General features: G+C 56.2%; 24 protein-coding genes and 1 tRNA gene. 13 read left to right on the top strand and 12 right to left on the bottom strand.

From position 1 onward, the window contains the following. Positions 1–6 precede the first annotated feature (6 nt). On the top strand, positions 7–1,215 hold the full coding sequence (gene glcF, locus EHN06_RS16935; RefSeq protein WP_127333690.1) for a glycolate oxidase subunit GlcF: 1,209 nt from the start codon (positions 7–9) through the stop codon (positions 1,213–1,215). Positions 1,216–1,266: 51 nt separating this feature from the next. After that, positions 1,267–1,707 carry a DUF4124 domain-containing protein gene (locus EHN06_RS16930; RefSeq protein WP_228257336.1) on the top strand — a complete coding sequence of 147 codons (441 nt, stop codon included), beginning with the start codon at positions 1,267–1,269 and terminating at the stop codon, positions 1,705–1,707. Between the two features lie 28 nt (positions 1,708–1,735). On the opposite strand, the gene EHN06_RS16925 is transcribed toward EHN06_RS16930, so the two are convergent. Together EHN06_RS16925 and rhtB are read right to left on the bottom strand one after the other, a co-directional pair. Then, on the bottom strand, positions 1,736–2,707 hold the full coding sequence (locus EHN06_RS16925; RefSeq protein ID WP_127333689.1) for a calcium/sodium antiporter: 972 nt from the start codon (positions 2,705–2,707) through the stop codon (positions 1,736–1,738). A 93-nt stretch (positions 2,708–2,800) separates the two neighbouring features. After that, entirely contained in the window at positions 2,801–3,391 is a 591-nt protein-coding gene (gene rhtB, locus EHN06_RS16920) for a homoserine/homoserine lactone efflux protein (protein WP_228257494.1), read from the bottom strand. Between the two features lie 116 nt (positions 3,392–3,507). Between rhtB and EHN06_RS21215 the strand changes: the two genes are divergently transcribed. After that, entirely contained in the window at positions 3,508–3,663 is a 156-nt protein-coding gene (locus EHN06_RS21215) for a hypothetical protein (protein WP_164735626.1), read from the top strand. A gap of 55 nt (positions 3,664–3,718) precedes the next feature. After that, a complete protein-coding gene (locus tag EHN06_RS16915) occupies positions 3,719–4,912 on the top strand; it encodes a multidrug effflux MFS transporter (protein ID WP_127333687.1) in 1,194 nt (397 codons plus the stop codon). 54 nt (positions 4,913–4,966) lie between these two features. Here the strand turns inward: EHN06_RS16915 and EHN06_RS16910 are convergent, their stop codons facing one another. Further along, a complete protein-coding gene (locus tag EHN06_RS16910; protein ID WP_164735625.1) occupies positions 4,967–5,137 on the bottom strand; it encodes a DUF3012 domain-containing protein in 171 nt (56 codons plus the stop codon). 241 nt (positions 5,138–5,378) lie between these two features. Between EHN06_RS16910 and EHN06_RS16905 the strand changes: the two genes are divergently transcribed. From EHN06_RS16905 to EHN06_RS16875, 7 genes are all read left to right on the top strand, one after another. Then, on the top strand, positions 5,379–7,619 hold the full coding sequence (locus EHN06_RS16905) for a TonB-dependent siderophore receptor (protein WP_127333686.1): 2,241 nt from the start codon (positions 5,379–5,381) through the stop codon (positions 7,617–7,619). A gap of 203 nt (positions 7,620–7,822) precedes the next feature. Continuing rightward, positions 7,823–8,575 carry an NYN domain-containing protein gene (locus tag EHN06_RS16900; protein WP_127333685.1) on the top strand — a complete coding sequence of 251 codons (753 nt, stop codon included), beginning with the start codon at positions 7,823–7,825 and terminating at the stop codon, positions 8,573–8,575. Positions 8,576–8,833: 258 nt separating this feature from the next. Next, positions 8,834–9,019 carry a hypothetical protein gene (locus tag EHN06_RS16895; protein ID WP_127333684.1) on the top strand — a complete coding sequence of 62 codons (186 nt, stop codon included), beginning with the start codon at positions 8,834–8,836 and terminating at the stop codon, positions 9,017–9,019. Continuing rightward, entirely contained in the window at positions 9,016–9,798 is a 783-nt protein-coding gene (locus tag EHN06_RS16890) for a hypothetical protein (RefSeq protein WP_127333683.1), read from the top strand. Before EHN06_RS16895 ends, EHN06_RS16890 begins: the two co-directional genes overlap by 4 nt. Positions 9,799–10,557: 759 nt before the next feature. After that, complete coding sequence (gene rnhA, locus EHN06_RS16885) at positions 10,558–11,082, top strand: ribonuclease HI (RefSeq protein ID WP_127333682.1); 525 nt, start codon at positions 10,558–10,560, stop codon at positions 11,080–11,082. Beyond that, complete coding sequence (locus EHN06_RS16880; RefSeq protein WP_127333681.1) at positions 11,079–11,654, top strand: Bro-N domain-containing protein; 576 nt, start codon at positions 11,079–11,081, stop codon at positions 11,652–11,654. The genes rnhA and EHN06_RS16880 overlap by 4 nt, the downstream gene beginning before the upstream one ends. A 551-nt stretch (positions 11,655–12,205) precedes the next feature. Further along, on the top strand, positions 12,206–12,778 hold the full coding sequence (locus EHN06_RS16875; protein WP_127333680.1) for a recombinase family protein: 573 nt from the start codon (positions 12,206–12,208) through the stop codon (positions 12,776–12,778). A gap of 96 nt (positions 12,779–12,874) precedes the next feature. On the opposite strand, the gene EHN06_RS16870 is transcribed toward EHN06_RS16875, so the two are convergent. The 4 genes from EHN06_RS16870 to EHN06_RS16855 form a co-directional block, all read right to left on the bottom strand. Further along, positions 12,875–13,618, bottom strand: coding sequence for an abortive infection family protein (locus EHN06_RS16870; RefSeq protein ID WP_127333679.1), 744 nt, complete (start codon positions 13,616–13,618; stop codon positions 12,875–12,877). Positions 13,619–13,641: 23 nt separating this feature from the next. Beyond that, positions 13,642–16,860 (bottom strand): type I restriction endonuclease subunit R, encoded by a 3,219-nt coding sequence (locus tag EHN06_RS16865; RefSeq protein ID WP_127333678.1) that lies wholly within the window; start codon positions 16,858–16,860, stop codon positions 13,642–13,644. After that, positions 16,857–17,882: a restriction endonuclease subunit S gene (locus EHN06_RS16860; RefSeq protein ID WP_127333677.1), complete on the bottom strand. Its 1,026-nt coding sequence runs from the start codon at positions 17,880–17,882 to the stop codon at positions 16,857–16,859. Before EHN06_RS16860 ends, EHN06_RS16865 begins: the two co-directional genes overlap by 4 nt. Before the next feature lie 280 nt (positions 17,883–18,162). Next, on the bottom strand, positions 18,163–19,725 hold the full coding sequence (locus EHN06_RS16855; protein WP_127333676.1) for a type I restriction-modification system subunit M: 1,563 nt from the start codon (positions 19,723–19,725) through the stop codon (positions 18,163–18,165). A gap of 235 nt (positions 19,726–19,960) precedes the next feature. Between EHN06_RS16855 and EHN06_RS21210 the strand changes: the two genes are divergently transcribed. Further along, positions 19,961–20,134, top strand: a complete 174-nt coding sequence (locus EHN06_RS21210; RefSeq protein WP_164735624.1) for a hypothetical protein — start codon at positions 19,961–19,963, stop codon at positions 20,132–20,134. Then, a complete protein-coding gene (locus tag EHN06_RS21800; RefSeq protein WP_127333675.1) occupies positions 20,131–20,481 on the top strand; it encodes a MarR family winged helix-turn-helix transcriptional regulator in 351 nt (116 codons plus the stop codon). Before EHN06_RS21210 ends, EHN06_RS21800 begins: the two co-directional genes overlap by 4 nt. Positions 20,482–20,490: 9 nt before the next feature. Here the strand turns inward: EHN06_RS21800 and EHN06_RS16845 are convergent, their stop codons facing one another. From EHN06_RS16845 to EHN06_RS16825, 5 genes are all read right to left on the bottom strand, one after another. Then, positions 20,491–22,218, bottom strand: coding sequence for a site-specific integrase (locus EHN06_RS16845; protein ID WP_127333674.1), 1,728 nt, complete (start codon positions 22,216–22,218; stop codon positions 20,491–20,493). Between the two features lie 95 nt (positions 22,219–22,313). After that, positions 22,314–22,389: transfer RNA gene (locus EHN06_RS16840), tRNA-Phe, on the bottom strand. 120 nt (positions 22,390–22,509) lie between these two features. After that, on the bottom strand, positions 22,510–22,782 hold the full coding sequence (locus EHN06_RS16835; RefSeq protein ID WP_012136792.1) for an oxidative damage protection protein: 273 nt from the start codon (positions 22,780–22,782) through the stop codon (positions 22,510–22,512). 82 nt (positions 22,783–22,864) lie between these two features. Then, the gene (mutY, locus tag EHN06_RS16830) at positions 22,865–23,929 is read right to left on the bottom strand and encodes an A/G-specific adenine glycosylase (protein ID WP_127333673.1); all 1,065 of its coding nucleotides are present in this window, start codon (positions 23,927–23,929) and stop codon (positions 22,865–22,867) included. Beyond that, on the bottom strand, positions 23,929–26,145 hold the full coding sequence (locus tag EHN06_RS16825) for an AsmA family protein (protein ID WP_127333672.1): 2,217 nt from the start codon (positions 26,143–26,145) through the stop codon (positions 23,929–23,931). Before EHN06_RS16825 ends, mutY begins: the two co-directional genes overlap by 1 nt. Positions 26,146–26,257: the final 112 nt, after the last annotated feature.

Here is a 26,257-nt window from a genome sequence, read left to right as displayed (position 1 = left end):
TAAACCATGCAAACCAATTTAGTCCAACAATTTGCCAACACCAAAGAAGGGCAGGAGGCCGAATCCATCCTGCGGGCCTGCGTCCACTGCGGATTCTGCACGGCAACCTGTCCCACCTACCAGGAACTCAATGACGAGCGCGATGGCCCCCGCGGCCGCATCTACCTCATGAAAATGTTCCTGGAAGGCCAGGAAGTCACCGAAAAGACCCGCGAACACCTGGACCGCTGCCTGACCTGCCGCAGTTGCGAAACCACCTGCCCCTCCGGTGTCCAGTACGGCCGCCTGGTCGACATCAGCCGCGGCCTGCTGGAAGAAGAATTGCCGCGCCCGCCGAAAGACAAGTGGGTGCGCTGGGCACTGGCGCGCGTCCTACCCAACCGCAAGCTCTTCGGCCTTCTGCTTCGTCTTGGCCAACTGTTCCGCCCGGCGTTGCCGGAAAAACTGCGTACCAAAGTACCGCCCAGAAAAGAAGCCAGCCCGTGGCCCGTGGCGAGTCATAGCCGTATTGTGTTGGCGCTGGCCGGTTGTGTGCAGCCCTCCGCCACGCCCAACACCAACGCAGCCGCCGCCCGGGTGCTCGATCGCCTCGGCATCACCATGGTGGAAGCGCCGGAAGCCGGCTGCTGTGGCGCGGTGAACTACCATCTTTCCGAACACGAGAAAGGCCTGGAGCGGATGCGCCAGAACATCGATGCCTGGTGGCCCGCCATTGAAGCCGGCGCTGAAGCCATCATCATGACTGCCTCTGGCTGTGGCGCCATGGTGCAGGACTACGGCCATCTGCTGAAAGACGATCCGGTATACGCGGCCAAGGCCAAAAAGGTCAGTGAACTGACCATCGACCTGGGCGCATTCCTGCTCAAACAGGATCTGGACAAGCTCAAAGTGCAGCAGAATCCGGGCAAGGTGGCGTTCCATTGCCCTTGTACCCTGCAACATGCCATGAAACAGAACGGAGTGGTGGAGCAGGTGCTGACCAGGGCTGGCGTGAACCTCGCAGCCACCAAAGACAAGCACCTGTGTTGCGGGTCAGCGGGCACATACTCGGTACTCCAGCCGGAACTCAGCCAGAAGCTGCTGGATAACAAACTCAAGGCACTGACCGGTGATAACCCTGACCGAATCGTCACCGCCAATATTGGTTGCCAGATGCACCTGGAAACCAAAGCCGCTGTGCCGGTTCAGCACTGGATCGAATTACTGGACCAATAACATCTGCTATAGTCCCTGGCTCAATTTTGAAACCACAGGGAGTGGAATCATATGCTAGGGAATGTGGCCGCTTTTCTTATTGCTTCACTATTCGCGTCATCGGTGTCAGCAGGTGTTTACACCTGGACTGACACTGACGGCGTGGTGCACTTTTCCGATCGACAGCCACCGGCCCGTAACCACGATACCGTTACGCTCCGAGAGCCCTCGGTGATGCCTATGTCTGAGAACATCGGGCAGGGCCGCCGGGTAACGACCATCAATCGACAGGTCAGCCGCAGTCTGGAACGGTCAGACTCGGGCCGGCGTTCTGGCGGTGCCAGCAAGAAAGCGGATGCGCGCCAGCAGAAGACGTGTGAAGGGTACCGGAAGCGACTGGACAGAATTCAGCAGCAACTCCGGGCCGGTTACAGTAATGATCGGGGAAACCGTCTGCGGCGTCAGCGCAGAAAATTCAGCCAGGCCCTGAGCCGCGAATGCCTGTTGCGCTAGGGCTTGGCCATCGTCGAATTCGGGCAGGTTACTGCCCGAATGTCGTGGTCACCAGATAGGCGGTATAACCGATAAAGCAAGCCATTAGCAGGGTGCCTTCCACCCTGTTGATCCGGCCCGGACCACGGAAGCCATAGCCAAGCACAAACAGCGCAAAGGTAAGTCCGGCCATCACCGGAAGATCGCGGACCAGCACTTCGTCGGCTACCTGCATGGGTGAGATCATGCCGGCAATACCGACCACCGCGAGGGTGTTGAAGAGGTTGGATCCCAGGATGTTGCCCAGTGCCAGATCGTGCTCACCCTTGCGGGCAGCGATGACCGACGATGCCAGTTCCGGTAATGAGGTGCCCACGGCCACAATGGTCAGGCCGATGATCAGATCGCTTACGCCAAAAGCCGTGGCCAGATCCACCGCACCCCATACCAGAATGCGGGAGCTGATGATCAGCAGGACCAGCCCGGCTACCAGCCAGAACACCGCCTTGCGAATGGGCATGGCATGCGCTTTCAGCTCCGCGCTCACTTCATCCGCGAGCGGGTCATCCGGTTTCTTCATTCCTGACCAGATGCTCCAGGAAAGTAGTGCGGCAAAAGTCAGGAGCAAGCCAACGGCATCCAGCCGGCTGAGGGAACCGTCCAGAAGCTGCCAGGCCGCCAGAAGCGTCACCAGGATCAGGATGGGCAGTTCCTTTCGCATGACCTGGGAATGCACGGCAATCGGAGAGATCACCGCGGTGATGCCGAGAATCAGTGCGATATTGGTGATATTGGAGCCGTAGGCGTTGCCCAACGCCAGCCCGGGATTACCCTGGGACGCAGCCAGGGCCGAAACCACCATCTCCGGCGCGGATGTGCCAAAACCAACCACCACCATCCCGATCAGCAGCGGTGGCATACCAAAATATCCGGCGGTGATCGCCGAACCTTCAACAAACCGGTCCGCGCTCCAGACCAGCAGGGCAAGACCGGCAAAAATGGCAAGCAAGGCAATGAGCACTATGGTGAACTCCTGAACGAAGGATGGGGGTATTTCACGCCAGACACCCGGCCAGCGCAATTACACAGATCTACCTACATGATGGTTGGTAAATCAGCTGCGCTTGAAGCTTGCCAACGCCACCGCTGCGGTCACAAACAGGCCGCCGAACACTCGGTTCATCTGCCGCTGGCGGTGTGGTGTGGTCATAAAGCGAAACAGTTGGCTGGCCAGCAGGGCGTAGCCCAGCATGACCAGGCAATCCACCAGAATGAGGGTGGTCCCCATAGTAATCAGTTGTGGGCCATGGGGTTGTCCGGCAATCAGGAACTGCGGGAACAGAGCGACCAGGAAAACCGTGGCCTTGGGGTTGGTCAGGTTGACCAGAGCCGATTGCCAGAAACGTTTTTGTCCGCTCACCGTGTGCTGTTCGTCTACCAGGCTCTCGACCACCGGCTCGCGCCATTTCTGGATGCCTAGCCAGACCAGGTAGGCCACTCCCAGCCACTTGATAACCGCCAATGCCCACACGGAGGTGGCGACCAGGGCTCCCAAGCCTGCGCCAACCAGTAGGATCTGGGCACCATAACCCAGCTGCAACCCGAGTATGGCGGGCATTGATTGCTTCACGCCATAGCGGAGTCCATTACTCATGGTATTCACTGCGCCCGCGCCCGGCGAGATGCTGATCAAGACCGCCGCCACCAGAAAAGTCAGCCAGAGTGTGAGTGACATCCCTTATAGTCCCTTTGCCGAAGTGTGAACCGAAGGTGCTAAACTGGCACCCCGAACCCATGATAACGTCAACAGGAGAAATCACCATGGCGAAAAAGCGGGCAAAGCCCACCAAGGAAAGCGCCATCAAGCGCGAACTGAAAACACCCAAATACCAGATGCGGGTGGTGGAAGATAAAAGCAAGTACAAGCGTAAGCGTGACAAGGCGGTGAGAATCGAGGATTTCCGCAAGGCTGCCTGAATGGTGGTTTTACGAAAATCCTTGATTCTCCCGCCTGCAAAGCTCTCACTTTTTTATGCCCCAGATACAGCTGGCGATATTATTGGGAATGACGGTCGCACTGGGACCGTTGGCACTGGACGCCTACCTGCCGGCCTTTCCGGATATCTCGGATGGTTTGGGCGTCTCCCACGGACAGATCGGGTTAACCCTTAGCGCCTACGTTGCCGCGCTGGGGTTGGCGCAGCTTGTCGGCGGACCGTTGTCGGACCGCTATGGCCGCCAGCAGGTACTGCTGGGTGGGCTGTCGATCTTTGCCGGGGCTGCCTTTATGGTTGCCCACGCCGATTCGATAAACCAGATGTTGTTCTGGCGGGTGGTACAGGGCATCGGCGGCGCGTTCTGCGCGGTCTCGGTGCCGGCTATTGTCCGTGACCAGAGCCGGGGCTCCGAGGCGGCCCGCTTGTTCGGATTGATCGGGCTCATCATGTTTATCGCTCCGGCCCTTGCGCCTTCCATCGGTTCTTTGCTGCTGGTGATCAGTGACTGGCCGGCGATTTTCCTGATGTTGACGATGTACGCGATGTTGCTGGCCATCATCCTGCACTTTGCCCTGTTCCGGCGACTGCCGAATCCGGAGAGGGAGGCTACTCCTGTTCATACCCTGGTGACCAACTATTTGCTGGTGCTCAAACACCCGGTGACCATGAGGTTCATCGGTCTCCAGGCGCTATGCTTCAGTGCCATGCTGGTGTTCATTACCCACGCTTCTTTTATTTATCAGGAGTGGTTTGGCCTGTCCAAGGCCATGTTCTCCGGCCTGTTCGCCGCCAACATCGCCGCGATGGCCTGCGTTAACCTGTTGAACCGCCGGCTACTGAATCGTTTTGAAGGCGTCGACATCCTCCGCATATCCGTTCTCCTCCAGACCGTTGCCATTATTGCACTGGTACTTTGTGCCTGGGCCGGCGCGCCCTACTGGGCTGTCGCTGCCTGCATCATCGTGGCCGTGTCCTTCATGGGAGCCATCGTGCCCAACAACATGGCGAATGCTCTGGAGTTTTTTCCGCACCTGGGCGGCACCGCAGCCGCCCTGCTGGGCGCGGCGCAATTCACCATCGCCGGCACCATCAGCGCGATATCAGCCACGCTCAGCGGTGGTTCACTGCTGCCTATCGTCTTGACCATGGCTGTCTGTGTGGCCGGAGCTGCAGTTCTTGCGGCCGGGGCGCCGAGGGCAGTTCGGCGGGAACTGGCGCTGTCTCGTTGAAAGCCGTGCATGCCCGCAACGGGGAGTAACACCTGTTGCGGGCAAGACGATGCCTTAACGGAAAATGCAGTGCTTGGCGAAATCGCCGGCTTCGTTCGTCGTCCAGTCTCCCTTCGGTTTGTCTTTCATATCCGCACACCAGGCTTCGCTGCCGACCTCCGGGCTACAGGCGGTCAGAATGAATAGCGCGGTGACTGCTAAGAATGCCTTCAAGGCTGTCGTCATGGGAACTCCCCCTGTTGAAAAGGCAGCATTATGGCAATTCCCGGGGCTGGATGGGAGGGGGAAGGGCAGTCACATCGTGCCTTACTTGATGGGTGCGGTCATCGCCGCTGGGCATAAAATCATCATATAAATACAAACCATTATCATTTGCATTGTGTTAATTGCTATATATAATGCGCTCCTTGCTAACTACGGACCCCAAAAATCCTTATCCGTTTTCAACTATTGAAAGGAGCCCCCCATGAATCAATCCGCTTTAGCCAACGGCGGCGTTGCGTTCAGACTTAAGCCATTAGGCCTCGCCATCCAGGCCTCCATTGCCAGTATCGCACTGGCAACCTTTTCTGTTGCCCACGCCGAGGATGCTTCGACAACGACTGGCGAGAACAGCGAAGAAGTTGTTCAGCTGAGTGCGATAGAGGTGACAGCGAAAGGCGAGAATAACTCCGAATCGGATCCCGCCGAAGAATACACCGGTAAGAAAACCCGCGCTTCCTCGGGGCTGCCGCTTTCCGTGAAGGAAACGCCCCAGTCCGTCACCGTGATCACCGAAAAGCGTATTGAAGATCAGAACCTCACCACCGTTGATGATGTGCTGGCCCAGGCTACCGGCATCTCGGTTAAGGAATATGACAGCGCGCGCCAGTTTTATTTTGCGCGTGGTTTCGAGATCACCAACTTCCTGATTGACGGCGTTCCAACTCCCTTCAGGCCAGGCTGGGGAACCGGCGAGAATACTGCGAGCACCAGTCAGTATGAGCAGGTAGAAATCATCAAGGGCCCAACCGGCCTGATGACCGGTATCGGTGATCCCTCCGCCGCGATTAATCTGGTCAGAAAGCGCGCGGACTCCGAGGAGTTCGAAGGTTCCGCGACCGTTGGCGGAGGCAGTCGTGACGGTGTTCAGGCCAGCCTGGATGTCGCATCAGCGCTCAACGAAGGCAAGACCATCCGCGGTCGAGCCGTAGTGAGCCATGAGCAACAGGACTCTTTCCGGGAAATCGGTGACAGTGAGAACAGTCTGGTTTATCTGACCACCGAAGCGGATCTTTCTGTCGACACGTTGCTTACCCTGGGCGCGAGCTACCAGCGCATCGAGAACAACGCACCTACCTGGGGCGGTCTTCCCATTTGGTATGATGATGGTACCCGTGCTGACTGGAGCCGCTCCAAGACAACGGCGGCCGACTGGGCGTACTGGGACAACTCCCACAAAACTGCGTTTGTTGAGTTGAGTCATTACCTCAACAATAACTGGCAGATTAACGCCCGCGCCACCTACGGAGAGTCTGATAGTGACTCGAGGTTGCTGTATGTGTATGGCAATCCCAACAAGGATACGGGTGAGGGCCTATTCGCCTGGACTGGCGGTAACTTCAACACCGACTCCAAGTACCATATGGTGGACCTGTTTGCCTCCGGCCAGTATGGTTTGTTCGGTCGCAACCATGACGCCACCTTTGGTGTATCCCGTGCCGAGCGTGAGTTTGTTGCCCACTCGCACAATGCAACCAGCGTTGCGCCGATTGGTAACTTCAACGAATGGGATGGTCGCAATTACCCGGAACACGTATGGGGGCCGGAGTTCCTCTATGAAGATCGTACTGATACGCAACTGGCACTATACGGTTCCACCCGTCTGAATGTCACCGACAAGCTGAAAACCATTATCGGTGCCCGGATCACCGATCTTGAAGTCGAACGTGCCGAAGCCGAGTTCAATGACGAACAGACCATTGAGCATGACATTGTCTCCCCGTATCTTGGTCTGCTGTACGACATTAACGAAACTTACACCGCCTACGCCTCCTATACGGACATCTTCAAGCCTCAGGATGAGCTCGACGCCTCCGGCGATAGTCTTGATCCAATTGAGGGTGCAAGCTATGAGCTCGGTGTGAAGGCCGGCTTTATGAATGATCGTCTGATCGCTTCAGCGGCGGTATTCCGGATTGAGCAGGACAACCTCGCCCAGGCGGATGGTACCAACACTGTTGAGGGATCGGCGGATCAGGCCTACCGGGAAGCCGAAGGCGCCACTTCGAAGGGCGTGGAGCTGGAACTGGTCGGCGCCATCCGTGAGGACTGGGACGTGCAAGTCGGTGCCACTTACTACGAAGCTGAAGATGCCGACGGTGAGGACGTGAACACCGTTCAGCCGCGGAAGCTCCTGAAAGCCTTCACCAGCTACCGGCTACCGGGTGCGCTTCGTCAGTTGACCATCGGCGGCGGTGTGAACTGGGAAAGCTCGGTCTACGCCGATACGACTAACCCGATTACCGGCAACCCGGAAGAAGTGGAGCAGGACTCTCTGACACTGGTTCACCTGATGGCGAAGTATCAGGTCACCGATGACTTCAGAGTGCAGCTGAACGTGGACAACGTGACCGACGAGAAGTACTTCACCAACGTCGGTCAGTTTGGCCAGGTTGCCTTTGGCGAGCCGCGCACGGTTTCCCTGCTTGCCAAGTATGATTTTTAAACGGCCGGTGTGGCCGTAAGACAGATAAAGCCCCGGCCATTTGGCTGGGGCTTTGTTGTTTAGGGACTATGGTTTGGACCTGTAGTGGATGTCATCATTCCTAATGACGCTGCGGGCGGCTTGGCGAACTGTCTGATAAGTCTCTTTTCACTCAAAACGTGTATGCTCAATGTCTGGAATACAGCAACAAAGGAAGGGTGCCGTTGAAAGATCTTGAACAGCATAAAAAAATTGCCGTACTGATTGATGCAGACAATGCTCAGTTGTCGAAATTGCCGTTGATCATCGAGGAGTTGTCCTCTCATGGGCATGTGGTTGTAAAGCGGGCTTATGGTGATTGGTCGGTGGACAGTCTCAAGAACTGGAAGACCGTGCTCAATGAACTGGCCATCCAGCCCATCCAGCAGTTCGCCTACACGAAGGGCAAGAATGCGACCGATGCATCCATGATCATTGATGCCATGGACCTGCTTTACTCCTCCAAATTCGATGCTTTCGCCCTTGTCTCCAGCGACAGCGACTTCACCAAACTGGCTTCCCGGCTGAGGGAATCCGAGATCTATGTCTTCGGATTCGGCGAGAAGAAGACTCCGGTTTCGTTCCGCAGTGCCTGTGATGATTTTCTTTTCACCGAGAACCTTGAATATCCGGAGGAAGTGGCGCCGGATGAACCGGCGAAAACGGAAAAAGAAGCTCCAAAAAAGAAATCCGAAAAGCTCCCTGAGGAAGTGGCACTGCTCAAGCGAGCCTGGGAGCAAACCCAGGACGATCAGGGATGGGCGAGCTTCTCCGCAGCCGGTTCCTTCCTCAAGCGCACCCGCCCGGATTTCGACCCCAGGACCTACGGCGCCAAGAAGTTTTCTGATTTGTTGGTCGCGAGGTCCGAGTATTTTACGGTCAAGAAGGGTGCTGACGGGCAGGGGTATCGGGCGTATAAGCCGACAGGTCAGAAGTAGGAGGATTCCAGAAACAACAAAGCCCGCACAAGGCGGGCTTCGTCAGAATTCTTAATGGTGCCCGGAGGCGGAATCGAACCACCGAGACCCTATCCAATCCTTTAAGGCAATGATATTCAAGGGTTTGCCGTATTTCAATAGTCGTCATCTGTACCAGTTTTCTGTACACGCTCTGACCCAATGGTTGATCTTCTTTCTCCCGCTGTTTGTATATTTTTATGGCTATGGCTAGAATTCAGTCGACGGAGGGCTCTGGCTATGTGGATCAAAAAATTACTTGCCATGGGGTATGGCGAGCAAGCTAGAAGTGAACGGAGTGATGCCCATAAGCACTACTCCGTCTCAGGCAATGGAGTTGCTTACCGTAAGGCTTCAGACTATCTGAGCGATGAACGGGTCAACTCCTTTCTCAAGAGGGCTGAAAAAGTCGCTGTCAAACAGTGACCCAGCTCAGTCTCATAATCATCCCGCTAATTGCCGGTTATTCGTGGGCAAATAGCTGGCACCTCTCCCGTTACCGCATCGCTCGGTCAAACGGTTACACCCTTTACTTCTCTGCCGCTCTTTACGGAGTAGCGATTCTCGTTATGGCTGGCCTTACCCTTATGCTGCTCACCGCATGGGAGGTGGGGTTTGTTGAGTACCTGGCCCAGGCATCGGCCCTTCTTGGCTTGAGCCCATCTGTTGGGGGTTTTGGTCTACAAGTTGCTGCACTTTTGCTGGTGACCATCCTGTATGGAATAGTCGGCGGGCATCTCTTGAATCTACTGACTGGAACACATTGGCCCTACAAGCTGGCAATCAAGAATGCGGACTTCGAACGATTGGTCCTGCGGGCTATCGAACGTTCTTTGCCGATGTTGGTGACTCTTGAAAACGGGAAAGTGTATGTCGGGTATGTGATCAGGACGATCGATCCCTTGGCGGACGAAAAGGAGCTGAGACTCTTGCCCGTATTCTCTGGATTCCGGTCACCGGAAACCGGGCAGGTAACTTTCAGCACCAACTACTCAGAGGTTTTAGTCGAGATCTCCGAGGACGATAGCGAGGATGGTGAAGGCGAGGACGGTGGGGCGCTTGGCCATTTGTATCCCGGTGACTTTGAAGTGGTGATCCCGGTTTCGAAGATCGTTACATCGACCCTCTACGATGATGAGGCTTACACTCGCTTTCAGAATAGGCAGTCTGAGCCTGGCTATCAGTTTGAGATCCGAGAGGCATGAGGCCCGAAGTGCCGATTTGTCGTTTAAAGTCAGGCTCTCAATAGAATTCCTTCGAATTTCCAGATTTAGCAAGATCTCTACAAGATCGGCGACGTTCAATTAGGTGACAGTATTGGAGAAGGAAGCGCGTTCAACGTGCAGATTTATTCAAGACCTCACCGGTAGCCGCACCAGCGGTCATCCACGAGGCTCCGTTCCCTTTGAGTCTCCGGCATGAGCTGTATGAACGCACCACCGTTCTCGTTGGACGTGGTGGCAGTTGGGGCAGACATGAACCGGACAAGACCGGCGCAGATGAATTGATGGGGCACTGCGTTGAAGTCGGCTACACCTGACAAGCTAAAGGTGGTGGGAGCGGATGGGGCGAAGCCCCACTTTCAGTGGGTCTTATGGTTGCTCCATAAGATGATCACTATTTCATTATCACCATCAGATATTTCCTATTCTGGTCTTTCTCCAGAGACCAACATCAAGTCATCTTGTGGTTACCCCAGTAGCTGACACCACAAGACGACTTGATGCTTCACCCATGACTGACTCCTGACACGGACACCGATGATGGTGAATCACCGTTGTCAGCATTCCCTTGTCTGTTCCCACAAGCTCACCGTCGGCCACTCCCAGAGCCGACCACGAGTGAATCTTCCTGTTTAACCCAGTGACATCCTCGAAGGCGATTGGTCAGGTAGGCGGTAGCGTCCGTCCACTGGTCTGTCTGCCTGAAGGGAGCCAGTCGCTTTCGACGATGAGGACGCAATCATGACATCGATCATCACTATCTACACTGACGGTTCTTGCCTGAGCAATGGCTCCGACTTCGCCCCCGGTGGCTGGAGTGCGGTATTGGAGGGTAACGGTAAGCAACTCAGACTCAGCGGCCATGAATGCCCAACCACCAACAACCGGATGGAGCTTACGGCGATTCTGGAGGGGCTCAAGGCTATCCGAGCAGATCATGCCACGGTCACCATCTACACTGACAGCGCCTATGCTCGTAACGGGTGCCAGGACTGGAGGCACAACTGGAAACGCAATGGCTGGCGGAAATCTGACAAGAAGCCGGTAGAGAATGCCGACCTCTGGCAGGAGCTAGATTTGCTGCTGAACAAGCACAGCGTAGACCTTCGATGGGTCAAAGGACATTGCGGCCATCCCCAGAATGAGCTAGCAGATCGACTGGCTGTAGCTGCTGCACATGGCCAGACCACCCGGCAATACCGTAATCAGGGCGACTACGAGTTCAACCTCGGGGGCTGTGCCGGTAACCGGGAGGCAGCAGCATGAAAAGCACTCCAACGCTTTCCTTTGTCTTCGAAGGTGAAAGAGTTCGCTCACTCCTGATAGACGGTGAACCTTGGTTTGTCGGTAGAGACGTAGCCCAGGTTCTTGGGTATGCCAAACCGGAAAACGCGATAGGCCGACACTGTAAGGGTCCCCTGAAACGGGGTATCCCTACATTGGGCGGGATTCAGGAAATGGCGGTCATTGCTGAACGAGACGTATACAGACTCATCTTCAGTTCCAAGCTCCCGTCAGCCGAGAGGTTTGAGGAGTGGGTTGTCTCTGAAGTGCTGCCTTCGATTCGTAAACGAGGGATCTACCTCGAAGGGCAGCAACAGATCAGAGCGGAGCTGCTGGATGCTCTTGCTGAGAACATCCGAGAGAAGGCATTACCGGCATTGAGAGAGTTCGACCGGAGGACTGAGCACCTTCACTGGTTGGCACTCAACAACCCCCAGGAGCACGAACGTCGGTATCAACTCGCTGTAGATGAGGTTGCTCTCGACTACGACTTGCCTCGCTCGCTTGTCGAAGCGTTAACACGTCATGGCATGAGCGTGATCACCGCTGCATAGGAGACCTATTGTGTTCGGAGACCCCGAGGATATCGCGGTTGGGCCAGTCCTCAAGCGAAAGCAGATACTTCCGGAAGTCCGGATACGTAAGTATCAGCGATACGCACAGATGGCAGGGCGGAGAGGGGCTACTGCCAACGAGAAGCTCCAGGCATATATGCAGGGAGCTAAAGGGCAACGATAAGTCTTCTCGGGCCTCGTTCCTTTCTTTTCGGTGAATGACTTAGGCTTAACCACTTTTTTTGCTGCAGAAATGCGAGGGGGTATTTAACGCGCTCGCTTACGGTGCTTCCCCCCCTGGCCCCCGACATAGGACTACGAAAAATAGGACCGGGTGGGGGATGCCCAAAGACCGCTACTGGTGTGGGCAACTTACTGGGGAGGGTCTAGCCCCCATGCAGAGCGGCGGTTTAAATGTGGATCAAAAGGTACACCCTGTGAGCCATGTTGGAGAGCATCCTCGCAAGATGGATCATTGCTGTTGACACGCTATGATCCACTCCCTATATTCTGAGCCATAGATAGCGAGCCACCCAATGGGAGATCCAAGCATGTCCGCGATCATCGCCTACACCCGCGTCAGCACCGACGAACAGACCATCAACGCCCAGCGCCACACCATCGAGAACCGCTACAAGGTGAACAAGTGGTTCAACGACGAGGCGACCTCGGGAGCGATCAAGGCCAAGGACAGGAAGGGCTTCGGGCAGCTCCTGGGCTACGTCAGGGAGGGAGATACCGTGGTGGTCTACGCCATCGACCGTCTGGGCCGGGATACCATCGACGTTCTGGAGACAGTCGAGAAGCTGAAGGCCAAGGGTGTCGCAGTGGTGTCCATCCGTGAGGGCTTCGACCTGTCCACTCCCATGGGCAAGGCCATGTTGACCATGCTGGCAGCCATGGCGGAGCTGGAGCGCTCCAACATCAAGGCACGGCAGATGGCCGGGATCGAACGGGCCAGGGCTGAGGGGAAGAACCTGGGGCGTGAGAAGGTGATCGATGATGCCGCCGTGGTCCAGTGGCGTCAGGAGAACAGCGCCAGCATCAAGGCCACAGCGGAGTATTTTGGAATCTCGACAGCATCAGTGAAGAGGGCTTGCCGCCAAGCCAAATGCAGCGCATAACCTAGAGACATTCGAGGTGGAAGTTGATTCTGTGTTGGGTACTTGGTGGGTGTATTATTGTTTTCGTCGCATTGGAAGGTTTGCCCAAAACAGCATTCACCGTTTTTCCTTTCGCGCTTCCAGTGTTGCTATCAAGAAGGCAGACATGGTGCCCGACAAGTTCACCGCGAGTTCAGCATGGCGAGGTAGCGGCTTGACAGGCCTTGGGCCTTGACCGTGCGCATCACCCACTCGATTCCTCAACTCGCCCAACCCGAGCACAACACTGGTACACCCGCCGAGGATTTTCCGGAAGACTTCCTCAACATGCTGATCTGGCGCAAGGTTAAGGGCGCGGGATGCTTTTCTGTACAAGACCGGCAGATCATCAGCTTTCCCATACTCGATACCTTCGGACTGCTCGATCACATGTTTGCAGACGCTCTCAAGAAGGGTTCGAGCCATGGTGATAGCCCCTTCGGGATCTGAATATCTCCTATCTACTGCTTTTGACCATGCAGCGTGTATATTCTGAGAATCAAACCGCTCCAGGCTTTCGGTAACTGCGTCATCAGAGGGAGAGCCGCCAGCTTCAAGCCTGTCCAATAGTGGGCGAAACTCACTCCAGATATGCTGCCGTCTTTCCTCGTATGTGCCGAATCTACTCTTGATGTAAGACCAAAATTGAGCGGGGTCTCGGCAAGTGAGAACCATCTTTGGGAGAAGGCCTTCTATCCGGGAGGACTGCATCAGGGCTGTTCTGGCCTTGGCAAAATCCAGTTCGGATACTGGGGCGGGAGTTGTCGCCCTGGCTATCATCATATTCTGGAGTGACTCAGCGTGAATCAGCAGTTCATCCATCGCATACCAGTTCCTGTCCAGTTTCAGGTGTGTGCGCTTGAGTACACGCTTTGTCCGCCACCGTAATAGCTGGTCATCAGGTGGTGAAAAGCGGCGTCACACTTCTCGTTGTAGATGTCTTCCTCGAAACTATCCGGTAGCCCCCGGTCGAACACGATCTCCAATGTCCGGCGGACATCGCCCTTGGCCTGGGCCTTCTTCCGCCAGTCCAGCACTAGCTTCTCCTCCTTAAGAGTCTCCAGTAGCTCCCGACACATGGCCTTCACCTGTGCCACCTCCTTGTCTGTCATCTCGGGCGCTGGCTTGGTGATGATGTCGAATAATGCCAGTTCCTCTTCTGTCAGTCCTTCCCGGATCGCCCGGTGGTCTTCTTCCTGAAGCTCCTCGGTAAATTCCAGTAGTTGCTGGAAGAGTGTCTCAATGTTCACACTGCCGGAGTTGTACTTCTCGATGAGTTTCTTGAGTTTTTCCATGAAGTCGGTACGGCTGGGGTTTTTTGCCACCATACTCTCTAGCTTTTGGCTCAAAAGCGCTCTCAGCTTCTCTATCTCGGTACGCTTCTTCCCTTTGGTGAACCGCTCTTTGAGCTTCTCGAAGTCGATCTGGCTGAGGTCAAAGAGTTTCTTCTCATCTGTCTCCTCGATGACATAGGGCACCGGAGCCACTGACTGATCCAGCAGGTCGTCCACGTCCTTCATTACCTGAGAGATGTCGACCTCGGGCTCAAGCGCTTTGATCTTCTGGGCCAGCACCGAAAGCAACACAGCATCAGGCGCAAGTTCGTTGGCAGAAGGGTCAGGGAGAACCGCTCGATAGACCCTGGACGCAGTCCTGGCGAGGTTCAGAAAAGCCTTTTTGGTCTCCTCGCTCTCCAGTAGCTTCTCTACTGCGTCGTCCAGAAGGGCTACCTTTTCGAAGCCTCCCGCTTCCTTTATCGCTTCAGCATTGACCTGTTTCTGGGAGAGGAAGGTGATCCCTCGCGCCAGTAAGTGTTTGAGGTGCTCTACCAGTTCTGCCTTTTGTTGAATGGGGGCATCAGTGCCTGAGCCACCCTTGCCGCCATATGGAGGATGATCTTCCTTGCTTTGTGGAGCGCCACCATAGATGGCCAGCGCCTCCTGCAGCTTCCTGAAGACGCCCGCATAGTCCACGATCAGACCCGCTTCTTTGCCGGGGTACTTCCGGTTGGCCCTGGCAATAGTCTGCATCAGGGTGTGGTTCTTCATCGGCTTATCGAGGTAAATGGTGGAGCAGGATGGCACATCGAAGCCGGTGATCCACATGGCACAGACGAACACCAATCGCAGCGGCCCGTCAGGATCCTTGAACTGCTCATCGAGGTCTTCCTCCACCATGCGCTTACGGTGAGGCAGGATGTCGAGACCCTTGTCCGCCAGCTCCTTCACCTCGTTCTGGCCCTGGGAGACCACCACCGCCATATCGGTCGTCTCCAGTACCTCGATCTTGTGCTTGAGAGCCTCCTGCTGCTCCTTCGGGGCAGATGCCAGATCAGCCTGTAGACGAGCCAGGTAGTCATTCCAGTGAGCCTGAACCTTGTCGTACATCTTTACGGCGGTGGCCTTGTCGATGCAGACCATCATCGCCTTGCCCTGGTGCCCCCTGCCAACGAAGTGCCGTACCAGATCCTCGGCGATGGCTTCCAAGCGGTCATCGCGGGTGATCAGGTGGTATTCACGGGCGAACACTCGCTCGACCTTCTTCTCCTGATCCTCGTCCAGCTCTGCATCTTCCAGCAGTCGGGTCAGATCCTCGTTTAGGTTCTCGTTGATCAGCTGCAGTTCGGGTATACGGTTCTCGTAGTAGAGCGGCACCGTGGCGCCATCGGCGATGGACTGGCCGAAGTCGTAGACCGAGATGTAGTCACCAAACACCTCCTTGGTCTTCTCTTCACCAGCCATTAAAGGCGTCCCGGTGAAGCCCAGGAAGGCGGCATGGGGGAGCGCCGTACGCATGTTCATCGCCAGGGTGTCGTACTGTGAGCGGTGAGCCTCGTCGGTGATGACGATGATGTCCTGGCGGTCGGAGAGCTTGGGATATGTCTCACCTTGCTTAGTTCCGAACTTCTGGATCAGCGTGAAGACGTAGCGGTGATCCTCGCTGAGCAGCTGCTTGAGGTGAGCACCGCTCTCGGCGTGAGCCTCCACTTCGTTGACTGCACCCGTAGCAGCGAACGTCTTGTAGATCTGCTCGTCCAGCTCGTTGCGGTCGGTGACGATCACGAACGTCCAGTTGCCGGTAATGGTGCGGTGGATCTTCTGGGTGAAGAACACCATAGAGAGCGACTTGCCCGAGCCCTGGGTGTGCCAGAAGACACCCAGCCGACCGGCCTCACCGGTAGGGCGGTTCTTGATTCGCTGTAGCTCGGCGATGGCCTTATTCACCCCGAGGTACTGATGGTTCTTGGCAATCTTCTTGATGGTGCCGCCCTGGGCCTCCTCGAACACCGTGAAGTTCTCTACGATGTCCAGCAGCCGCGTCCGCTCGGCGATACCACGGATGGCGGTCTCCAGGGATACCACCCCTTTCTCACCCTCGTCGTTGATCCGCTTCCACTCGAATAGATGCTCCCAGGGGGAAAAGGTGCTGCCCACAAGAGTCTCGGAGCCGTTAGAGAGCATCACCACGGCGTTGTAAGTGAACAGCTGAGGGATCACCGAGCGGTAGTCGCTCAGGTTGCCGTCATAGGCGGCCTTGAGGGTCTTGTGGCTGGCCTTCAGCTCCACGAACAGCAGCGGCAGCCCGTTCACGAAACCGACAAGATCAGTACGTCGTGTATGCAACTCCCCCCTTACCCAGAACTGCGAGGTCAGCAGGAAGTCGTTCTCCTCAGGCTGGCTCCAGTCGATCACCCGCACCGTTTCGATAGCGGTGCCACCATCGTCTTCGGACACCTCAACCTTCACGCCATCCTTGAGCAGCCGGTAAACCTCCAGGTTGGCGTTCACCGGGAGCAGCTTGGAGCGGTCGCGGGTCAGCTCCTCGATGGCCTTCTCCAGGGCATCGGCGGGCAGCTTGGGGTTGAGCTTCTCCAAGGCCACGCGCAGCCGGGGCACCAGCACCACATCCTGCTGTGTCTGCCGTCCCTCGCTCGATACCGTACCCGACCACTCTCCATAGAGATTGGCAGTGTCCCAGCCCAGGTCAGCGAACAGTTCGATAGCGGGCTGCTCGACCAGGGCATCTTCAGAGTAGGCATAAGCGGGGGATGGCGGGGGCGTCATGCGGCTTCGACCTCCTTGTCGTTAGGCATGGAGATATTGGATACGTCGATCTCACCTGAGACTAGCTTCGGCAGGAGCAGATCACGTTGGGTTCGAAGATTGACGTTCTTCCGTTTAAGCCTCATTTCCAACTCATACATAGGCTCAAGCGCGTCAGCCATCATCTTCAACGTGGCTTCGTCGGGCACTACAACCTTCATGGCTTTGAGATCTTTGGCACTCAGGTGAGCTACTGTTGTCCCAACGATGGTTTCTTCCAAGTGCTTGATCGGCCTCTCGATGGTCAAGAAAAGTAGGTATCGAGACATTGGCTGAGTGGGTCTGAATCTGGCAACTCGCTGAACAAGCCATGCCGTGCCTCCAGCCCACTTACCCATATGGAACTGGCCGTCCATCCCTACAAGGATGTCGCCATTCTCGATGATATGCTTGGGCTTGCCTTCTTCAGTTGTGTAGGTCTTTACCTGCCCATCGCGAATGTCACGAATCCTGACCGCACCCAGTCCTTCGCCTTGATCATTAAACTGCTTGGCCTTGAAAGGATGCCCGTAAGTGACTTCGGCAATATCGTAAAGACCTTTGACTTCCCACCCCTCAGGAATCTCCCCAAGCTCACTCTCCTTGAAGCTCACCTCCTCATGCCCAGGGAATCGGAAGTGGACGAACCACTCCTCGTACAACCGCCGGGCCATTTCCTCAAGGATCTCGATCCGGCGCGTATTGTTCTCGATGAGGTCATCGTAGGTGGAGATCAGGCTGACTATCCGGTCTTGGATAGGCAGGGGCGGAACGGCAACTTCCAGCCCTTTGAGTATCCCTAAACTGATCCCTGGAACTGCTGCTCCTTTTGCATAGCTTTTCACATAATCAACGCCGAGGCTGCTTGCGAAGTAGAGGTAAGCATACAAAGGCCTCACTATCTCTTTGTTAACCCTGAGCTTCAGTTGCTTGTTGGAAATTATGTATTCTTCAAATGGTCCATCTTTCGGAATGATTCCAATGTGACCAATACTCCCCAGCAAGTGAAGATAAGATCATCCTCTACAACGTGCTGCGCTGTGTATTTCTTTGCCCGCTCCTCTGAAACATAAACAAAAGTATCTGAGACGAAGCGTTTAACACCGGCTGTCAAATTGCTCCCGCGAATAACCGGAACGCCTTCATCCACGAAATATTTGGAAGAGATGGATGAGCCAAACGGACCAGCAACGCACGAACTTTTTTCGTCAGCCTTCAACTCATCAACCGTGAGTACTTTCCAACCTGCTGGTATGGGCTGTCTTGTAAGAGGATGAGAAGGTCTCATTTGGTACCTTCCATCAGTAGCGAGGCAACATTATTTGACACCTCCGTCTCAAGCTCTCTCGCCTCAGCGTTCAACACTTCCAACTCCTCAGCCAACTCTTCCAGCCGCTCCGTGAAGTCCACATCCTCAGCTTCTCTCGCTGCCGCCCCGACATAGCGCCCAGGGTTCAGCGACCAGCCCTGCGCCTCGATCTCTTCCCGAGTTGCCACCTTGCAGAGTCCAGGCACATCAGTGTATCCCTCGCTCAGCCCCTTCTCAGCCAGCAGCGGCTCACTGCCCTGATCCAGCTCGATCTCTTCGCCACGGTAGAGGCGGACGATATTGGCCAGGAACTCGACCTGCTCTGGTAGCCAGTCCCGGTGTGCCCGGTCGATCTGGCGATAGAGGTGGCGAGCATCGATGAACAGCACCTTGTCGCCGCGCTCGGTCTCACTCTTGGCTCGGTCGAAGAACCATAGGGTGCAGGGTAGCGTGACGGTGTAAAAGAAGTTCGGCCCCACCGAGACGATCACGTCCACGGCACCGGACTCGACCAGCTTCTGGCGGATTACCTGCTCGCTGCCACGGGCATCTCCCGCTGAGTTGGCCATAACGAAGCCAGCTCGTCCGGTCGGCTTCAGCGAGGCGTAGAAGAGCTGGATCCAGAGGTAGTTGGCGTTATCGGTCTTGGGCATCCCGAAGGGGAACCGGGGGTCGCCCTCAAGACGCTCCTTGTCCACTCCCGAGACGTTGAACGGGGGATTGGCCATCACGAAGTCGAAGAAGCCGTCACCGTTCTTGTAGACCGCCCCGTGAGGATCCTCGTAGTAGGTGTTGGAGACCCGCACATCACCGGAGAGGCCATGCACCGCCAGGTTCATCTTGTTGAGGTTGACGGTGGTCTGATCTTTCTCGGTGCCAAAGATCGAGATTTCGTCCATGGCCGTCTTGTGGTGACGCTCCACGAAGTCCGCCGAGTGGACGAACATACCGCCTGAGCCACAAGCCGGGTCGAAGATGCGCCCGTGGTAGGGCTCGATGATCTCGACGATCAGCTTGACGATGGACTCGGGAGTGTAGAAGACACCGCCTTTCTGGCCTTCCTTCAGTGCAAAGTTGCCGAGGAAGTACTCGTAGACCTTGCCGAAGGCATCCCCTGACAGATCAACCGGAGCGAGCTGCTTGAGCAGTTCCTGCAGCACCCAGTTTTCCAGGCGCGTGTAGGTTCGCGGCAGGGCACCCTTGAGGTCGGGGTTCTCGTCCTCGATGGCCTTCATGGCATCGTTGATGGCCTTGCCGATGTTGTCGCCCTCGGTGAGCGACAGCAGGTGCGAGAAGCGGGCGGTCTCAGGGAGGAAGATCACCCCCTCGGCCAGGTAGTCATCCTTGCTCACCTTGCGGCGGCCACCGGAGCCCACCGGCCCGAGCTTCTCCTCGGCGGCTGAGTACTTCTTGTCGGCGTACTTCAGGAAGATGAGCCCCAGCACGGGGGTCGAGAACTCGGCGGGCTTGAGGCCAGTGTTGGCCCATAACTGGTCAGCTGCTGCCCATAGGCGCTTCCCCACGTCTCCGTTAACCAAGGTGTACTGCTCCTAATGCTTATTGGTGATTCTGTGCTTCATATTAGCTATGCATCTTACTACAGCAAGAGCACCCGCTGGCAGATAGCGCCGAACCCCTTCGCTCGTGCAATTGATGAACGCTGTCATCATATGCGCGAATGGATATTAAGCTGTTGATAAATAAGATGTTTTAAAAGTTATCTAGTGATGGTATATCAATAGGGTCGTAACGCATGACTGGGGAGGGTATGCCATGAAATTCGAGATTGGACGCTGGGGAGCCAGTATAAACATCAGGGACTTTAGCCTGAGTGTCTTTCTAGGTGATGTTCACCTGAAGGTTCCTTCAGTGGTTGAAGTCGCTTGGAACTCAACAGGCTTCTACTGCGAGAAACTCGGGAAGCCGGGGAGGGAGGGGCAGGAATGAATTCCGGAGTACCTTCATTGGATCGTATTGCCATTCATCGGTTGCTGTCTGCCGTTGAGGAAATCAGGAACATCTCCACTGACATGCCGATGCAAACGCTGCATATCCTTCTGCTTGTGGCCGCAAACCCCGGTATCACAATCGCCGAGCTGATCAAGAAGACAGGGCTCTCTCAATCCTCATGTTCTAGGAATCTTGCATTGCTATCCAAGACGCATCGGTTGGGAAAGCCTGGCTTGGATTTGGCGGAAGCGAGAGAAGACCCTCGGGAGCGTAGGCGAAAAGTGGTCAGCCTGACTCCCAAGGGTCGAGAAACGGTAGCCCTTATCGCTGATAGTGTCAGGTGACTCTAACGATTACGGAATCAGTCCCGCACTTTTCGCAATGCTTGGGAACTTATCAAGTTCGTGCTTCATCCGGGAGAGCGGGTTGGTTCCGTAGGTGGCACCCACGTTGGCTGCTGCGTGGCCGGTTATCCAATCGTGAACGTACTCATCGATGGCTGCTTGGCGGCAAAGTGTTTTGAATGCATGGCGAAATCCGTGATTCGGGCTGGCCTTGGAGTTTAACCGCACCACCTCTTTCAGATATTTGCTCCAGAGTTTCCCAAAGTTGTGCCCGTATCCTTGATTGGGATGAACGGTTAGCTTGGGGAAGAGCCGCCCCTGTTGTGGAAGGCTGGACGCATAGTCAATGAAGCCGAGTTGAATCAGGTCATTGTGCAGCGGGACTTTCCGGCGACTACTGCCGGTCTTCAGCCTCTGATCTTCCTCATTTCTCACATAGAGATACCAGATGCCGGTCTCTTCTTCTTGAAGTACATCAGCAACCAGCAGTTGGGCCATTTCCTCTCTTCGCGCTCCGGTGTAGATGTAGAGTAGGGGAAGCCAGAAAAATGCCTCTCCATAATCTGCTCTGGTGGGGCTCCATTTGCCTTTGAAGACAGGGCTGGTGAATATCTGCATGAGTTCAGACCATGTATAGGCTTTCTCTTCGTCTTGTCGAAGGGGGGCTCTCTGAGCGGCCTTGGTCAGTTGGCGGATAATGCCGGAGGCCGACACTGGGTCTTCGTGAATGGCTCCGAGGCGGCGATAGGCGAAGTTCAGAACTGTAGACAGAGCCCTGAGCTGTTTTTTCACAGTGCCGAGGCTGGCCGTCGGGAGGTTTTCTGCCTCCGCTTTGGCGATAAGCTCAGGAGCCGTCAATCCCTTCATGCCCTTGCCGCGAGTCGGCATCTTGCCAAGCGAGTTGCGGAATTCCTGGATCATCCCCCGAGTGATCGCACTGACAGGCAAATCACCATGCAGCTCAATAAAGCGAGTAATGACAGTGGCAAATTCAGCTATGGTTTTCGCAGTGCTCCGATTCTCGCCATCTGTGAGGCGCTTGTCTTCGGCCCATGCGTCCAGCACCGAGGATAGCTTTGGCCCAGCGGCTTTAGCCTTGGCTTGTTCTTTCTCAGAGGTAAGCGGTTTCTGAGCATTGGGCAGGGGGAGGTCTGCTCTCCAGTCACCAGTCGAGCGGCGATGAGCTATCCGGCAAAGATCACTCCATCGGGCAAAGAAGGAGTTGATCAGGGCGCTGTATGCCAAGTCTGTACCATCTGGGAGCGGCAGTCGCTCGTGTTCCAGGGTCTCTTTGATAAAGCCGATGACAGCTCTTGCTCTTGCGCTGAAATCGTCCCCATCAATGAAGTCACTTACTGGAGCCGTTTCGCCACCTGAAAGAGCCAGACTACTGGAGGTACTGGCGGTAGAGGTGTGAGCGATGAAGTCATCCAGCAGACGTTCGTCGTTTTCCCATGCCTCCATTACATGCTTTGCCCAGCGATCTGCGAGCTTGGGAGCATCTGACGCAAGGACTTTGGTGTGCCCCGCAAGCTGGGCGCGAGCGGCAGTAAACATTTCCTCGCAGTGGGCGAGTTCAGCGGCAAATCGAGGGCGAGCTAGAGCAAGGTCGCGAGTCTTGAGTGAGCGTTTCCACTCCCTACGACCGATGATGTGTCTTATGTCGTGAGGTACTTCTCTGCGGAAGTAGTAAATCCCTGATCGGGGATGTTTCCAGGGCTGTGTCATTATCGGCATCTGTACCACCTTTCTGTACCAATTTGGGGAAAGGTGGATAGGGCCATAACCAAAAAACCCCTGAAACTCATTGAGCGTCAAGGGCTTAGAAATCTTGGTGCCCGGAGGCGGAATCGAACCACCGACACGGGGATTTTCAATCCCCTGCTCTACCGACTGAGCTATCCGGGCGTGTTGCGCTACTGCTGTGCAACGGGGCGCTATTAAACCGGTTTCGCTGTTTTGAGTCAAGGCTGAGGGGGAAAAATTTCCGGTTCTTTTGCGGATTGCTCAGCCTTTGATCAATAAGGGTTACTTTTCAGGCGGTACGTAGCCTTCGGCCTTGTCGAAGGGCTCGTTGTTGAAGAAGCGCTCCATCTGGGCCTGCAGGTATTTGCGGGTGTTCGGGTCCATCAGGCTCAGGTGTTTTTCGTTGATCAGCATGGTTTGTTGGTTCTGCCATTCTTCCCAGGCTTTCTTCGAGACAGTTTCCCAGATCTCCTGGCCTTTCTTGCCGGGCATGGGTGGGAAATCGAGTCCTTCCAGTTCTTCCTGGTACTTGCGACAGAAAACGGTGCGGCTCATGTCTGCTCCTGTTGGAATTGGCCGTATGAATAACTGGCGTCGATGATAACAGATCGGGGGCCCGGCGGGTCAGTGTGTGAGCTCAGAGCAGGGCAGTCTGTTCCGGGTTGGTCAGCAGTGTGCGTATCGGCGCAGGCAGGCCCAGGGTGAGGGCCTGGTCCCGGTAGAGCCAGCGCTGGTTGTCGTTATCGGCGATGGCGCTGGTGGTGGTTACCGAAAGCCTCGCAGGCTGGATATGCAGGTGGTAGTGGCTGAACGTGTGGCGGAAGCCGCCAATCAGTTCGGCGTCACTGCAGTCAAAGCCAAAGGCCTGTTCACAGGCCTCTGGAAGTTCATCGGGGCTGAAAGCCGGGTCGAGTTCAGGCAGACTCCACAGTCCGCCCCAGATGCCGCTTGGAGGGCGCCTCTCCAGCATGATACGGCCCTCGTTGTCTTCGAGGATGACCATCCAGGTGGTTTTTTCCGGTTTGGCCTTTTTGGGTTTGGAGCCCGGGTAGAGGCTGACTTCGCTATTCTCGTAGGCAAGGCAGCTGCTTTGCAGCGGGCATGATTCGCATGCGGGGCGCGAACGGGTACAGACCATGGCGCCGAGGTCCATGATGGCCTGGGTGTAGTCCCGTACCCGGGTGTCCGGGGTGTGTTGTTCGGCGTGTTCCCACAGGGTATTGAGTACCCGGGTCTGTCCGGGCCAGCCCGGTACGGCGTGGTAGCGGGCGAGCACGCGTTTGACGTTGCCATCAAGGATGGTCGCCCGCTGGCCGAAGGCCTGGGCGAGGATGGCCGCCGCCGTGGAGCGTCCGATGCCGGTGAGGGATTCCAGTTTTTCCTGGTCTGCGGGGAACTCGCCGCCAAAGTCGTTCACCACGGTTCTGGCGGCTTTCTGCAGGTTACGGGCGCGGGCGTAATAGCCAAGGCCGGACCAGTGGCTGAGCACGTCATCCTCCGGTGCCTTCGCCAGGGCCTGCACGTCCGGAAAGCGCTGCATGAAGGCTTGAAAATAGGGGATCACGGTGGCGACCTGGGTCTGCTGCAGCATGATCTCCGACACCCACACCCGATAGGGAGTGCGGTTGTGGTGCCACGGCAGGTCATGCCTGCCGTGTTCGTCGTACCATTCGAGCAGATTCCGGGCGAAGCTGTCACTCATCAGTTGAACAGCCCCTTCACTGCGTCCTTGATCTTGTTGCCTTCTTCGCCCAGTTGCTCGTCGATTTTTTCCTGAACTTTTTCCCTGGCTTTTTCTTTGGCGCGATCGGTTTCTTCCTTGACCTTGGCCCGTGCGGCGTTGGCGGCGATGTCCTTCAGGGTGTCGCGGAAGCGGGAACCGTCGAAGGAGCACAGACCGGCAGGGTCTTCAGAGAAGTTGCCGCGGCACTCAACCGGAACGACGGCGTTTTTGACGTATTCCGTGACGCGGCAGGCTTCGTCGCGGTGAATCTCGCCTACAATACGCAGGCCCAGTTCGTAGTCCAGGTTGGTCTGCTTCAGGTCAACGGTGCCGTCGCCTTCCAGTCGCATGCCGGCCAGGGCAGCGACCAGGTCGGTGTTGTTGAGGGTGTTGCCGCTGATCTTCAGTGTGCCCTTCATGTCGTTGAAGGGAGTGGTGGTTCCCCAGTCGCTGGTGCTCAGGCTTTCCTGATTTGCCAGGGCGATACCCTGGCAGGCCATGCGCGTCAGGTTCATCTTGCGGAATTCGCCTTCGGCCAGGTTGAAGCCTATTTCGCCGTTGGCGTTTTCACGCAGCGCTGATATTCGATTACCGGTAGTCTTCACGTCAACGGACAGGTTGGCGCCACCGGACAGCATGTCGACTTCCGCCAGGTCCGTCAGCAACGGCAGGGTCTGAACATTGTTGACCTTGGAACCGATTATCCATTTCGGGTTGTCCGTGCGGGCATCCAGGGTGACATTGGCGCCGAAGCTGCCGTCGTACAGTTTGCCGCTGAACTCATCCACTTTCAGTACGCCGTTTTGGGCGGTGATGGATGACTTGATCTCGTTGATGGTCAGGTTGCTGATGATCAGCTCGCCCAGGCCGAGGTCGATATCCAGGAGCAGGGTGCGCAGGGTTTCAAGCGGCAACAGGTCGCTTTCCTCGGCTGATGTCTGGGCGGTGCTTGCCGTTTCCTCGGAAGCATCGCCATCGCTGGCGGCTGCGTTGGCGCCCTCTTCCGGAGTGGGTGGCAGGTAGCGGTCTGCGTTGATGGCATCCCCTTGCAGGTTCAGTGCAACGGCGCTGTTGCTCAGGGTATAGCTGCCACCGCCAGTGAATGTGGTGTCATCCAGGGTGATGGACAGATCACTCAGCTCAACCGTGCCGGCAGGGCCACCGATGTTGGTGGAGAAGCCGACTGCTTCGAATACCTCTGGATCCTCGGTTTCGATGGCTGGCTGACCGAGCGCGGCCAGCAGGCTCTTGAGGGAAAACTCATCAATGCTGAGGGTACCGTCCAGTTGGGGCTGGTCGCCAAAGCCATTCACCGTCAGGTCGGTATTAAGTGTCAGGTCCGCTAGGCTAGCGGTAAAGCCGTTGATGCTGGCTGTCTCGTTCTCAAGGTTGGCTTCGATGGCGCCGGTCAGTTTGGCCGTCACTGCTTTGCCACCGAACGGGTCGCCGTTCATGTCGAAAACGGCCTCAAGGTCCGAGATGCCGAACTCGTTGAGAGCTTCGTTCGCAGCGAGAAGGGCGCTCAGACGGCCATCCACTTCCAGTTGGGGCTGGTTGGTTTCAACGCGGAAACTGATGTCCAGCGGAAAGCTGCTGCCCAGTGTAATGTCACTGGCATTGAGCGTGAAATCTTCCAGGGTCACGGACTGGCCAGTGGCCGCATCGTTGTAGTGAACCTGGGCGTTGCTGATTTCCACGTTCTCAACGTTGAAGTTCAACGGCTCGCCGCCTCCAGTCTCGGTATCCTCTGCCTGGGCCTGCTCGCTTTGCTGTTCTTCAGCCGGTTCCTGGCTTTTGTCCGCTTCCCCTTCCGGCATGATGCGCGTCCAGTTGCCGTTACCATCCTTGTCCACGCTCAGGCGTGCATCCAGGCCATCCAGCAGGAAGGTGTTCACCCGGGGTGACATGGCAATGAGCGACCAGAAGTCCAGTTGGGCAACCAGCTGTTCCAGCCGGACGAAACGCTCGCCTTCTAGGGTGGCTTCCACACCATTGAGTTCCAGGCCAAGGGGAATGAAAGACCAGCCGATATCACCCTCCAGGATGAGGTCGAGGTTGGTGTTGTCTTCAGCAGCTTTCTCGATCTGGGGTTTGTAGTCGTTGGGGTCGATCACCATTACGGCGACTGCAACAGCGGCAATGGCGAGGATGATCAGGCCGATGATGGCGAAGACGATGTAGCGAACAGCTTTCATAATTCAGGCTTCCTTCCATGTTTATGCGTTCGGGCAGCGCAGGGCGAACAGCTTAAGGATAACGCAGGGGTAACAAAATAAAAGCGCGGATGTATGACAATACGTTAGTGAT

It is taken from the genome of Marinobacter sp. NP-4(2019) (genome assembly GCF_003994855.1).
Lineage (GTDB): Bacteria > Pseudomonadota > Gammaproteobacteria > Pseudomonadales > Oleiphilaceae > Marinobacter.
This window is presented reverse-complemented; position numbering and strand designations above follow the sequence as displayed.